The sequence below is a fragment of the Bacteroidota bacterium genome, from assembly GCA_018692315.1.
Classification (GTDB): Bacteria; Bacteroidota; Bacteroidia; order Bacteroidales; family JABHKC01; genus JABHKC01.
Window position 1 is genome coordinate 1 of the sequence record JABHKC010000192.1, and the last position, 15,039, is coordinate 15,039.

At 32.4% G+C, this 15,039-nt stretch carries 7 protein-coding genes; 3 read left to right on the forward strand and 4 right to left on the reverse strand.

Translation table 11 applies throughout. The annotated features are described in order from the left end of the window. The first annotated feature begins 48 nt into the window (after positions 1-48). Both HN894_14370 and HN894_14375 read left to right on the forward strand, forming a co-directional pair. Positions 49-2,829, forward strand: coding sequence for a T9SS type A sorting domain-containing protein (locus HN894_14370; protein ID MBT7144508.1), 2,781 nt, complete (start codon positions 49-51; stop codon positions 2,827-2,829). A 60-nt stretch (positions 2,830-2,889) separates the two neighbouring features. Further along, the gene (locus HN894_14375) at positions 2,890-8,094 is read left to right on the forward strand and encodes a T9SS type A sorting domain-containing protein (GenBank protein MBT7144509.1); all 5,205 of its coding nucleotides are present in this window, start codon (positions 2,890-2,892) and stop codon (positions 8,092-8,094) included. 56 nt (positions 8,095-8,150) lie between these two features. On the opposite strand, the gene HN894_14380 is transcribed toward HN894_14375, so the two are convergent. From HN894_14380 to HN894_14395, 4 genes are all read right to left on the reverse strand, one after another. Then, positions 8,151-9,434: a polysaccharide deacetylase family protein gene (locus tag HN894_14380; protein MBT7144510.1), complete on the reverse strand. Its 1,284-nt coding sequence runs from the start codon at positions 9,432-9,434 to the stop codon at positions 8,151-8,153. Between the two features lie 91 nt (positions 9,435-9,525). Continuing rightward, positions 9,526-10,809, reverse strand: a complete 1,284-nt coding sequence (locus tag HN894_14385) for a glycosyltransferase family 4 protein (protein ID MBT7144511.1) — start codon at positions 10,807-10,809, stop codon at positions 9,526-9,528. Between the two features lie 57 nt (positions 10,810-10,866). After that, complete coding sequence (locus HN894_14390) at positions 10,867-12,813, reverse strand: amylo-alpha-1,6-glucosidase (GenBank protein MBT7144512.1); 1,947 nt, start codon at positions 12,811-12,813, stop codon at positions 10,867-10,869. A 353-nt stretch (positions 12,814-13,166) separates the two neighbouring features. Further along, a complete protein-coding gene (locus tag HN894_14395; GenBank protein MBT7144513.1) occupies positions 13,167-13,637 on the reverse strand; it encodes an Hsp20/alpha crystallin family protein in 471 nt (156 codons plus the stop codon). 337 nt (positions 13,638-13,974) lie between these two features. On the opposite strand from HN894_14395, the gene HN894_14400 reads away from it, so the two are divergent. Then, positions 13,975-14,766 (forward strand): hypothetical protein, encoded by a 792-nt coding sequence (locus tag HN894_14400; GenBank protein ID MBT7144514.1) that lies wholly within the window; start codon positions 13,975-13,977, stop codon positions 14,764-14,766. Positions 14,767-15,039: the final 273 nt, after the last annotated feature.

Here is a 15,039-nt window from a genome sequence, read left to right on the forward strand (position 1 = left end):
GATGACAATAACACAAAAAATATAAATGTTAATTAAAAACTTAGTCATATGAAAAATGTAATTTTACTTTCATTGCTATCAATTTTTGTTTTCACAAACAAAACAATTGCACAAAACTCTGTTGAGAATATTTCAACAAATGCAGTTTATAGCACTATTCAGGTAGCCATAGATTCTTCTACAAATGGAGACACAATTATTGCCAAGCCTGGAACTTATGTCGAAAACATAAATTTCAATGGGAAAAATATTGTTCTGGCTTCGCAATATCTTTTCAGCAACGATACAAATCACATTGAAAATACTATAATTGATGGAAACCAAAACGGAAGTTGTGTAATCTTTGAAAACGAAGAAGATTCAACAACAATGCTTTGTGGTTTCACCATTTCAAATGGTAGTGGATATTATTATCCAAATCATGACACATCTTCCAGTGGAAATGTATTTTATGATGCTGTTCTTGGTGGTGGAATTTATTGCGATAGTGCAAACCCAAAATTATTTTTCTTGAAAATAGTAAATGATTCACTAATTTCATCTTATGAATATAAATATGGTGCTGGAATATATTTAAATTATTCAAATTCAATTATCGAAAATTGCGATATTTCATACAATGGAGTTAATTATTTAGGTTCTGGTGCAATTTATTGCCTAAATTCAAATTTGAAAATAATTGAAACTAATATCATCGATAATCTTGGTTTAAGTGGATTGTTTTCTAACTCTTCGAATGTATATATTGAAAATGCTGTTATTTCAAACAATTCCAATGATTCATATGGTGGTGGAATTCAAGCCAATTATTCAAATATAAATATCGAAAATGTTAGGATACTTAACAATTTTGGATTCTCAGGAGGAGGAATATCTTGCGTTAATTCTAATTTTAATATTAATAACACAATAATTCAAAATAATACAGCTGGAACTGGTCCAGGTGGAATAGCGATTAGTTATTCAGATAGTTTTAATATTTCAAATACAAAAATATATGAAAATTCTGGATTTTATGATGGAGGAATTGGGGCATACGATGCAAATATAAATTTTAGAAATGTTGAAATAATTGGAAACGAATCATGGGATGGAATAAGCGGTGCCTTAATATATGATTGTACTGTCGATTTTCGTAATTGCCTGATTGTCAGAAACGATAATCAGACACAAAATCCGTCTGGAATTGCTTTTTACAACTCTCAAGGTTTCCTTATAAAATCTACTATTGCAAATAATAATTGTCATGTTAGCGCAGGCTCAACTTTCAGCACTTCCGATATTGTTATTCTGAACACTATTATTTACGGTAATTATTTAATCGACAATTCTAATAGTTTTCAATTCGATTTAGATGGTCCTGCAAATATTGCATATTCAAATATAGGAAATCTTACGCCTCCAAATAACATTTTCTCTCAAGGAAATATTCAAACCAACCCATTTTTTGTTAATCCTATTCCAACTGTCCCCTATTCAGGATACCAAAACCTTAGTTATCATCTTTTGGGGAATTCACCCTGCATAGATACAGGAACCGATTTTTATGTTTATAATGGCGATACGATTTTGGATTTAGATCCAAGTGAGTATTATGGCTCTGCTCCAGATATGGGCTACTACGAGTATCAGTTTCAGCCAAGCACTCAGATTGATATTGGAGTAACAGATTTAATATATCCTACAGGTATGAATTGTGGATTATCATCATTCGACTCAATAATTGTTTTAGTTAGAAATTTTGGTTCGGATACTGTTACAAGTTTTAATATTAATTACAGTATATCACAATCTCCCTATTCCCTAAATCCTGTAAATGAAACTATTTTACCTGGAGCAAATAAGGAAATTCTGCTTTCAAACAATTTTAATTTTTCTACTCCCAACGAATATGAATTATGCGCATCGACAGGACTTCTTGGCGATACAATAAATAGTAATGACAGCTTAACTACAATAATTTTTTCAGGAACAGAAATAGATAACTTTCCATATTTTACAGATTTTGAAACCAACAATGGATTTTGGAAAAAAAGTTCTCAATCTGCTTCATGGGAATGGGGAGTACCAAATGGTTCATACATTAACTCTGCTCCGAGTGGAACAAATATTTGGGCAACAAATTTGTCAAATGACATTTTTATGGAATTATCATACATCGAAAGTCCATGTTTTGATTTTTCTAATCTGACACTCCCAGTTATCATGTTTGATTTTATTTTAGATATTGATGTTGAAGATGGTACAGCTCTACAATCTTCTATAGATGATGGAGCAAGCTGGCAATACGTTGGAGCAATGGGCGACACAGGAAATTGGTATAATGATACCTGCTCAAGTTTAGATATATTTGGGACAAATACCGGTTCGTGGTTTTACTATAGCTCTCAAATCCAATGGAGAAATGCAAGTCATACTTTACAAAATTTGGCAGGCGAAGCGAATGTAAAATTTCGTTTTGTAATTTCATGTCAACCCTATTATCCAGGGGATGAAGGTTTTGCATTTGATAATTTTTCGATATACGAAACAGCAATAATAACAAACACTGAAAGAATATATCAAAAACCATTCGCTCTCTACCAAAACACCCCAAACCCATTTTCCGAAACTACAAAAATCTGCTTTTATGTTCCGAAAAAAACTGATGTAGAAATTTCCGTCTATAATGTTTTAGGTGAAAAAATTGAAACCTTCGTATCAAAGTCTTTTGCAACAGGAAATCATTCAATAAAATTCAATTCAAAAAAATATAATTCAGGAACATATTTTTATAAAATGACTTGCCCCGATTTTGTTGACACTAAAAATATGATTATTTTGGAATGATTTGTTGAAAATGATGACAATAACACAAAAAATATAAATGTTAATTAAAAACTTAGTCCTATGAAAAATGTAATTATACTTTCATTGCTTTCAATTTTTATTTTCACAAACAAAACAATTGCACAAAACTCTGTTGAGAATATTTCAACAAATGCAGTTTATAGCACTATTCAGGCAGCCATAGATTCTTCTACAAATGGAGACACAATCATTGCTCAGTCTGGGACTTATCTCGAAAACATAAATTTTAATGGGAAAAATATTGTTTTGGCTTCCGAATATTTCTTAACTGGCGACACAATGTATATCGACAGCACAATAATAAATGGAAACCAAAATGGCTCATGTGTAGTTTTTGAAAATGGAGAAGATACAACTGCATTGCTTTCAGGTTTTACAATTACAAATGGAAGTGGTTATTTTTATCCGAATTATGACACTTCAAATAGTGGATATTATATTGATGCATATCTCGGTGGTGGAATTTATTGCGATAGTGCAAGCCCCAGGCTTTTCTCTCTAAAAATTGTGAAAGATTCACTACTATCATCCACCGGAAATAAATACGGAAGTGGAATATATTTTAATTATTCAAATTCAATTATTGAGAATTGTGATATTTCATATAATTATTCAAGTTATTATAGAGGAAGTGCAATATATTGTTCATCTTCTGATGTAAAATTTTTCAATTCAAAAATTCAGCAAAATGATGGTGGAATCGGTTCTATCAATTCAAATTTGTATATAGAAGATGTAATAATCATAGACAATTATATTGATGGAAATGGAGGTGGAATTGATGCATATCACTCTGATTATTATCTAAATAATGTATCGTTAATTAATAATGATTCATATGCTGATGGAGGAGGAATATATTGCTATCAATCAAACTTTAATATTTACAACACCTTAATTCAAAACAACATGGCAGGATCGGGAAGTGGAGGTGGTATCTGTATTTCTTATTCAGATAGTTTTAATATTTCAAATTCAAAAATAATTGAAAACTCAGGATTTCGAAGCGGTGGCATTCAAGCAATATATTCAAATCTGAATTTTAAGAATGTAGAAATAGTTGGCAATGAAATCGATGACGGAATTGCCGGAATCGAAATAATTGAATGCACTTTCGATTTTCGTAAATGCCTGATTGCCAGGAACGATGGGAATATGTACAGCTATTCTGCCGCAGCTTTTTACGACTCTCAAGGTTATATTATAAACTCCACTATTGCAAATAATTATAGTCCGGTTTACGAATCCAGTGTATTGCTAGATTCTTGCGTCATACTTATACTAAACACAATTATTCAAAACAATTATGCTGAAAATAACCTTAATGATATAATCCAATATGATCTTTATGGAAATGCTGAAATTACTTATTCCGACATAGGAGTCCTGTTACCAAACAGCCAAATCTTCACACAAAATAATATTCAATCAGATCCTCTATTTGTAAATCCAATCCCAACAATCCCTTATACAGGTTATCAAAACCTAAGCTATCATCTTTTGTGGAACTCTCCGTGCATTGATGCAGGAATTGATTTTTATGTTTATAATGGAGACACAATTTTAGATTTAGACCCAAGTGAATACAACGGTTCTGCTCCAGATATGGGATACTTTGAATATGGATTTCAGGCAAATGCTCCACTTGATATAGGAGTCGTAGATATTTTACATCCGGTGGGCATGAATTGTGGACTTGAATCAACGGATTCTGTTATTGCAGTAGTTAGAAATTTTGGTTCTGATACTATTATCAATTTCACACTATATTTTAAAATGGGTAATTCATACAGCTATTTTACCGTGAATGATACTATTATGCCTGGAAATAATCTTGTTGCACCTCCAAAATTTCTAAACTATTCAGGTCCAAATGATTTTGACTTATTTATATGGACTGGGTTTCCAAATGGAGGAAGTGACTCAATCAATTCAAACGACACTTTAAATGTGTTGCTCTATCAAGGAACTACAATCGAAAACTTCCCATATTTCACCGACTTTGAAATCAATCAAGGATTTTGGAAATCATACTCCGAACAATCGAGCTGGGAATGGGGCGCTCCAAATGGTTACGATATAAACTCTGCACCCAGCGGAAACAATGTTTGGGCAACGAATCTTTCAGGAATGATCTTTTTAGAAGATTCGTATATTGAAAGTCCGTGTTTCGATTTTTCAAATTTGATTGAACCTGTTATAAATATTGATTTCATTACAGTTCTTGGTAGTGGTGAAGGTGCCGCCCTACAATCGTCAATTGATGGAGGAATAAGTTGGCAATATGTTGGAGCAGTAGGCGATACAGGAAATTGGTATAACGACACTTGCTCGAATCTTAATATTTTTGGGACAAACACCGGTGCATGGAATAGTTATGGAACACAATCGATTTGGCAAAATGCCAGCCATGAGTTGCAGTACCTTGCCGGCGAATCGAATGTAAAATTTCGATTAATTCTCTCCAGCCAAATGCAATGGTTCGATTCCGAAGGTTTTGCTTTCGACAATTTTATGATTTATGATGCAAACAACCTACAAACAGTCGAAAATATTACTACAAACACTAATTACTATGCCATACAGGAAGCAATAAACTCTTCAAACAACGGAGACACAATAATTGCACATCCCCGAAGCTATTTTGAAAATATTAATTTCAATGGTAAAAATATAGTAGTTGCTTCAGATTATTTGCTTACAGGCGACACTGCTGACATTGACAGTACTATTATAAATGGAAATCAATATGGTTCTTGCGTAATTTTCGAAAATGAAGAAGATACAACTGCAATGCTTTGTGGTTTTACAATTACTAATGGAAGTGGGTATTTTTATTCGAATTATACTTCAAATAGTGGAAATTATTATGATGCCTATCTTGGTGGAGGAATATATTGCGATAGTGCAAGTCCTAAATTAAATAGTTTAAAAATAGTGAGTAATATATTATATTCATCGAATGGCTTAAAATACGGAACTGGCATTTTCTTTAATTACTCAAATACAATAATGAATAATTGTAATATTTCAGACAATTTTTCAAATTTTTTGGATGGTGGTGCAATTTATTGTTTATTTTCAAATATAAAGATTACTAATTCTAAGATTCATGAAAATGACGAGGGTATCACTTCTACACATTCGAATGTATATTTAAAATTTGTATTAATCTTTGATAATATTAATGGAAATGGAAATGGTGGTGGAATTGAAGCAAATCACTCTTATTTTAATCTACAGAATGTTTCACTAATTGATAACACTGCATATGTTGATGGTGGTGGAATTTATAGTGATAACTCAGAATTTAATATAAAAAATTCAATTATTCAAAACAACTTAGCAGGTATGGGTGGAGGTGGAGGTATTTTTATTTCAAGTGCCGATAGTTTTAATATTTCAAATACAAAAATTATTGATAATAGAGCAAGGAATTATGGTGGTATTTGGTCATTAACCTCAACACTTAATTTCAAAAATGTTGAAATAGTTGGTAACGACGATAGTGAAGATGTTGCAGGTGCTTTTTTTAGCAATTGTACAACAAATTTTCGAAATTGCCTTATTGTAAGAAATGATGGAGGCGCACAAAGTTTGTCGGGAATAAAATTTTCGTCTTCACAAGGTTACTTAATAAATGTTACCATTGCAAACAATAATTGTTATGTTTATGAAGCTGCTACAGTTTTCAATAATTCTAATATTACCATTTTAAACTCTATCATTTATGGAAATTATATTCCTGATGGTGATAATATTTTCCAATTTGATATAGATGGGGTTGCTAATATCGCTTATTCAAATATTGGAAATCTTTCACCACCAAATAACATTTTCTTACAAGAGAATATTCAAGCTGACCCATATTTTGTTTACCCAATTCCTACTGTACCATATTCAGGATATCAAAACCTAAATTATGAGCTTATGTGGAATTCTCCTTGCATTGATGCAGGAATAGATTTTTATGTACATAATGTAGATACAATTTTAGATTTAGATTCAAGTGAATATTATGGTTCAGCTCCTGATATGGGATATTATGAATATCAATTTCAGTCAAATACTCAAATTGACATTGGAGTTACAGATTTAGTATATCCTAACGAAATAAACTGTGGATTGTCATCCAACGAATCAATAATTCTTTCTGTTAGAAATTTTGGATCCCAATCTGTTTCAAATTACTATATTTATTATAGCATTTCACAAAATCAGATTGATTCAATACTTGTTAACAGTACAATTTCATCTGGGAATAATCAAGAAATTTCAATTTCAAACAATTTTGATTTTTCTACTCCCAATGATTATGAAATAGCCTTCTGGACACAGTTCCAAAATGATACAATAAATAATAACGACAGTTTATTTACGACAATTTTCTCAGGAACAAAAATAGATAACTTTCCCTATTTTACAGATTTTGAAAATAACAATGGATTTTGGAAAACAAATCCTGAACAACCAATCTGGGAATGGGGCGTACCAACAGAATATCAGATAGATACTGCTTTTTCAGGAATTAAAGTATGGATAACAAATATTTCCGGCATTTGTTATTTCGAAAATTCTTTTGTTGAAAGTCCTTGTTTCGATTTTTCAAATCTAATACTTCCAATAATTGAATTTAGCTTTATCATAAATGTTTATCCTGACGAAGGTTCAGCTCTACTATCTTCTACTGATGACGGATTGAGTTGGCAATATGTAGGTGCAATAGGCGATACCGGAAATTGGTATAATGATACATGCCAGAATTTAGATATGCTTGGAGTAAATACAGGTGCTTGGAGTTATGGGAATGATATTGAATGGAAAAAAGCAAGTCATTCATTACATTATCTGGCGGGCGAATCAAATGTAAAATTCCGTTTTGTGATTTCTTCGAGTCATCCAGAATCTGATGGTTTTGCTTTCGACGATTTCACAATTTTTGACTACGATACAGCTCAAAACATAGAAAGCATAGAACAAAACCACTATATACTCCACCAAAATACACCAAACCCATTTTCAGAAAATACCGAAATCAGCTTTTATGTTCCGAAAAAAACTGATGTTGAAATTTCAATTTATAATATTCTGGGAGAAAAAATTGAAACACTTATTTCAAAATCTTTTGTATCAGGAAATCATTTAATAAAATTCAACTCAAAAAATTACAATTCAGGAACATATTTTTACAAAATGACTTGCCCTGATTTTGTTGATACTAAAAATATGTTTATTTTGGAATAAACACAAACAAAGCAAGACTTAGAGCCTTGCTTTGCTATTTTCAGTTTATTAGAAATCTATTTTTTTGTCTCTTTGAGTTTTTTTAACTCAGCCTGATATTTTTTTATCTGCTCTTCAAGAGATTTAATAGTACTTTTTCCTTCACTTTCAATTTCTGAGAATGCTTTTAGCCTGTCAATAAAATCGCTTAAAACATTCATAAAATTTATAAATGCATCGTATGGAGTTTCGTATGGATTGAAATATTTATGAACATCGCCATCGGAGAACCACTTTGTACACATATAGTAAAAATGGTCGCTTGTTTGCAATAATTTCCAATCTCGCTGAATATCAGCATTATCAATTTTGCTGATTTTATCTGTCAAGCTATAAAGTTTGTCGAAAGCTTCGTCTTGCAACTCATTCCCAAGCCATGCTGTGAGGTCTCTCTCTTCGTCTGCCCACGAAATCGGATACGGAACATTTACCGCAGAAATAGGGTCGAGTCCGGCGGCAACTTCCGAAGGTGTATTAAAACTAAAGTTTGTAGATTCGAAAACCTTTCCTGGAAGTGCTCTCAGAAAATCGAATATTCCGGTTTCAGCCCATTGGTGCTCGCCAAAAGTTTCGTAGTCCATAAACAAATTCACAACCTCTTCTTTTTCGTTTATAGAATTTAACCAATCTACATATTTTTCGGCTGTTAGTGGCCAGGAATCCCATGCTTTATTTGAAAAACGGAAAGCAATATCGTCGCTCAAACTAAAGTTTTTTAGTAGAACCTTAAGTTTTGGATTTATAGCATTACAATACAGATAATTAGGACTTTTCCATCCCAGAACGTGTTTTGCTCCTTCGGTCAAAATAGCATCGTAGCCCATTTCGCCAACCATTGCACCAATTTCGTCAGAGTAAATTAGCTCAGTATTTCTGAAAACTTTCGGTGTTTGTCCAAAATGTTGTTTAATTTTTTTTGTGTGAAGCTCAACCTGATTGTTAAACTCGTCTTTGCTTTTTAGTGCAGAAAGCGAGTGAGAATAAGTTTCTGCAAGAAATTCAACACAATTAGTTTCAGCCAATTTTTTAAAACTCTCCAAAACATCCGGAGCATACATTTCGAATTGTTCAATTGCAGTTCCCGAAATAGAGAACGAAATTTTGAATTTACTACCAAACTCATTTATCAAATCGAGTAATACATTATTTGTTGGCAGGTAACACTTTTCTGCAACCTTTCTCATAATTGTACGATTTGCATATTCATCGTAATAATCATGATCGTTTCCAATATCAAAAAATCTATATTTTTTCAACCGAAAAGGTTGGTGAACTTGAAAATAGAAGCATATTGTTTTCATAAGTATTTTTATTATTTATTTACTTGTTTTTTATTTACATTGTTGAATTGTATGATGTTTATTTAAATCAAAAATAAACAATCAAAAATTATCAATTTACGACGGATTCGTAAACGCTATTTACTTTTACAGCAGCATTTTCCCATTTTAAATTATCGACCTCTTCTTTTCCATACTGACGGAACATCCCTGATAATCCATTATAATTGAGCAATCCGTAAATTGCATCAGCCATTGCATCTATATCCCAAAAATCAATTTTGACAGCATGATTAAGAATTTCTGAAACTCCCGATTGTTTCGAGATTATAACCGGAACATTCGACCGCATTGCCTCAAGTGGCGAAATTCCAAAAGGTTCGGAAACCGAAGGCATAATATATACATCGCTCAACGAAAACATTTGAGGAACTTCATCGCCTTTCAAAAATCCTGTGAAGTGAAATTTAGTTGCAATTCCGAGTGCTGCAACTCGTTTTATCATTTTGTTAAGCATATCGCCGCTACCTGCCATCACGAATCGCACATTATCATATTTTTGAAGAACTTTATATGCAGCTTCGATAAAATATTCAGGACCTTTCTGAAAAGTTATTCTTCCAAGAAAAGTAACAATTTTTTCAGGAACTCCTTTTTTCATATTCAAATGAACCTGACTTTCTACAGGTTCTACAGCATTGTGGACAGTTACAACCTTCTCAGGAGCAATTCCATATTTTTCAATAACTGTTTTTCGTGTAAGATGACTTACTGCTATCACTTTGTCGGCATTTTCCATGCCTTGTTTTTCAATATCGAAAACTTGCTTATTTACGTTTTCTCCACTTCTGTCGAATTCTGTAGCGTGCATATGCACAACCAGAGGTTTTCCACTAATTTGTTTTGCAGCAATTCCGGCAGGATAAGTAAGCCAGTCGTGGGCATGAATAACATCAAATTCGTTTTGTTTCGCAAGTACCGAAGAAACAACTGCATACCTCGAAACTTCTTTCATCAAGTCTTTTCCGTATTTTCCGGAAAACTCAAATTTTTCTGAAACAGTCGTTTCTTTCATCAATTCGTCCTTCAGAACTGTTTCGGAATTTGCAATTTCAAACTCCTCTGGCGAAAGATAAGGCACAAGATTCGATGCTATTTCGATATACGTCAGGTTCTCCCAAATTTTATAATAGTCAGTTATTTTTTTGTTAAGAACTACATCTCCGGCATCTTTCAATTTCAGATATGATTCGTCTTCGTCACCATAGGCTTTTGGCACAACAAACAGAACCTCAGTATCGGTTTGCGAAAGACCTTTTGTTAGTCCGTAACAGGCTGTTCCAAGTCCTCCGGTTATATGTGGCGGAAATTCCCAGCCAAACATTAATACTTTCATTTACAATTTATTATTTATTATTTTATATTTTTTATAGAAAAGTTTATAATTAGAAATTTATAGTTCAATATTCCTCACTAATTGTTTCGATCGTAAAATTTCTGCAACACTCCAGGCTTGCGAAATAGTTCCTCTTGCTTTGTGAGGCGGGTCTCCATCAAAAATTTCAGAAATAGAACCAACTCCATGATTCGACATTTCATCTTCGAAACCTGCTAAGTATCTATCAATTAGCTTTACACCCGATTTTCCATGTAAATTGAGATATGCTTCGGCAAAATGGCCAAACAACCAAGGCCAAACAGAACCTTGATGATAGGCTAAATCGCGTGTCATTAAATCTCCTTTGCATCTACCTTTGTAACTTAGGTTTTTTGGCGACAAAGTTCTTAATCCCTTCACTGTTAATAATTCTTTTTCAACAACGGTCAAAACTGCATTCTTCATTTCGTCATCGATTGGAGAATATTTTAGCGAAGCAGCAAAAATCTGATTAGGACGAACATCCCAGTTTTTATTTTCCCCGTGTACAAAATCGGCAAGATAATTTCTATTGCTGTCCCAAAATGTAGAAACAAATGAATTCTTAATTTTTGCAGGCAAATCTGTCCATTCATCAACAAATGCCTGATCATTAACTTCTTTGGCAATTTCTAAAGCAAACATTACTGCATTGTACCAAAGTGCGTTAATTTCTACACCATAACCAATTCTTGGAGTTACCGGTTTCCCATTTACTATTGCATCCATCCATGTTAAAGCATTGCCGGTTTCGCCGGAATAGATCAATGAATTGTCGTGCATTTTGATATTAAAATCTATACCTTTTTTATAACCACTAAGGATTTCTTTCATTGCTTTTCCGTACGACTTCCAAATTTTATCGGCAGCGCCTATCTCTTGATAATAGTTCTGAATTGCCCAAAAATACCATAATGGTGCATCCACAGAATTATAGTTGTCTTGATTATCTGAGCCAGTATTAATGAACAAAGAACCTTTAAGCTTTTTTGTCATAGTATCAAGTACAGATTTGCAAGTTTTGAAATCACCAACAGATAAAGTTAGCCCCGGCAACGAAATAAATGTATCTCTTGCCCAACTTCCAAACCATGGAAAACCTGCAATTATCTCGGTATCATTTCCTTTTTTAATAAAAAATTGTTGAGCTGAATTTTTTAAATTATTCTCGAAACTATCTCGTGGAATACGATTTACTAACTCCTTGTTAAATCTTTGTTTTAGAGTGTGTGTTGGGATTTCGCTAAGTCCACCTGAAAAAATAACACTTTCTCCTTTTTTAATGTCAAACTCGAAAAATCCTGGCACATATAAATCTTCCTGATAGTCATAGCCACGCTTTTGTTCTTCAAAATATTCAATATCGTTATACCAGTGAGGAACTTTTACAAACTCGTTTTTCTTCGAAATTTGCATAAACAAAAACGGATAACCATCATAAAGTTTAGTCTTTATTCCATTTTTTGCATCGAAGCATTTTTTTTGAACATACATATTCGATTTGCTCAAAGTATGAACATTCCGAAAAGCCAAAAATGGATTTAACCTAATTTTAGTAGGTGAATGTGCGTCTAACAATGTATATCTGATCAGGACTCTTTCGTCTTTTTGAGTAAGTACAATCTCCTTTTTTAAAACTACTCCCCCTACCCTATATGTTGTCGAAGGTATTGGGTCTATCTCAAATTCTCTGATATATCTATGTCCATGCGGTTCGTAAATGTTCCCTGGATATTTATGAATTCCAAGTCTGAATTCTTTATTATGTTGAATTACTGTTTCCTCCAAAGATGAAAGTAAAACATGACTTTCACCATCGAGTTGCTCAAGAGGTGAAACCAACAATCCGTGATACTTTCGAGTATTGCATCCAACAATTGTAGTACTGGCATAGGATCCGGCACGATTTGACCTTATTAATTCTTTGCTCAGCGAATACTCCAGATTAATTAATTTTGTTTTATCAAAATCTATGTAGCTCATATATTTATTTTTTTTTGAAATTTTTTACTTTTTCGTTCTTACTTATAATGCTGAAATTCAACATTCTATTTATTTTCATAGCCTTAAAATTTTAGCGTGCAAAGAAATAAAATATTTCTTACAAATTTAAACTTTATGTTAAGAATATATTAAATAATTGATGCCATAATTTAACATTGGAATTTCGAACTTGGAAATTGGGAATTAAAATTGAAAATATTATTTGCCAAAAATATTACAGATAACCATTTTAAATGCTAAACTTGAGTTTTACAATTATAGTTTTCAATGAATCAAAAAAAAACCACCTACAACAATTGCAGGTGGTTTTCTCCTTTTCTTTGAATGGATTATTACGAAATTTCTATGTCTCGTGATAATTTCACTTCTTCGGCATTTTTGGGAATCGAAATCGACAGTATTCCATTTTCATAATTTGCTGAGATGTTTTCACTATCTAAAGTTTTTGGCAAATTGAATGAGCGAGAAAATTCAGAATAATTATACTCAATTCGTGAATAGAATTTGTTTTCCTCCTCTTTTGTCTCTTTTGCACTATCCTTTTCTTCAACTTCCCGCGAAACTGTCAAAAGATTTTTGTCGAGAGTGATTTTAAATTCTGATTTTTGGAATCCGGGAGCCGACAATTCAATTCTAAAATCGTTTTCCGATTCAATTATGTTTGCTGGTGGTACACAAGCGTTGTGTTTCGAACAATTCGATTCGGTTCTGTAAAAATCATCAATTAAATCCGAAAATCCGAAAAAAGGTTTGGTACCTAAAGCATTCATATAAGCTGGTTTGTTAAATCTTACTAAGTTCATTTTAATATCCTCCAAAATTTTAAGTTTATAATTAAATTCGATGGCTTTATTACAAAACAAATACCAAATGAATTTTGCGGAAAAATTTGCACTTTACATATCAAAATATATGCTATTTTGTCATTACACTAATTCTATATTTTTTCTCTTGTGGATTTATAGTTTTTATTTTCAACTAATTACTGCATTTTGTATTTTGCAAAAAAGCAAGCCAATATGACAGTATAAAATTAAAGTCTCTCTGACTTTCAACTTTTCACCAATAATATTTTATACTTTGCCAGCCAAAAACTAAATTTGCAGCTTGAAATTGTGTTTTAAACTAAAACTTTAAATAATGAAAAAGTTAATTTTTGTAATCTTAGGAATTGTATCAAGTATTATGGTTTTCTCGCAGGAAGTTCGTTCGAGATGGACCGACACGCCTTTGAAAATAGATGGTGATAATTCAGACTGGATAAAAAACCCTAAATATTGGGACTCTGATTCAAAAGTTTTATACGAAGCCAGAAATGATAGCGAAAATTTATACCTGATTTTCGCAATGACTGATAAAATTTCTCAAATGAAATTTATGCAAGCTGGTTTTCAAATTTACATAAAAGTGAAATCTAAGCCCAAACTAAAAGCAAGCATCGACTTTTTGCCTCAAAGGATTATCAGGGGGAAGTCGGTTTTCGATACTGCCCAGATAAAAAACGAAATGATACAAACCTATCTTTTACGGACAAATCATGCCGAAATTAACGGATTTCTGAAAACATCAGAAAATATAAATCGCAGTAAAAATTCAAATGAAAATTTCACTTTCGATATTGGGCTTGCAGAAAATTCCGATATGTTGGTCGAAATTCAAATTCCACTATCAGAGATTTTTGCATCACCAATTAGTTTAAAAAAGCTAAAACAAATTCCTATAGATTCGAAATTTACAATAAATGCTCTGGAGCATAAAGGTGTAGAAAAAATGCAATCCAAAGGAGGAGGACGACAAGGTGGAAATAATCAAGGTGGACGACAAGGAGGAGGAAGAAAACCTTCAGGTGATTCAATAGATAAACTTGAAAAAATGGAGGATATGATCAGCGAACAAAGTTTTAAGATGAAGTTTTATTTGAGGAGCAAGTGAATGAGTTTGGAGTTTTGAGAATTTAGTATTTAGTATTTAGCAAAACAAATGTTGGAATTACTCAATGCAAACTACTCAAAACTCAGTTCTCCAGTAGTCGAATCATTGCAAAAAGCATTTTTGAAATTTGTTCCTAACCTGAATAATTCATAAATATTTCTACTACAAGCCCAAACTGCACATCATCTTTGACCGTCCTCAATTTTTATTCCATCAAAATAGCTCGCTATTACTCAAAAATAAAAATCTGTGGTAGTTCAAATCTGACACACA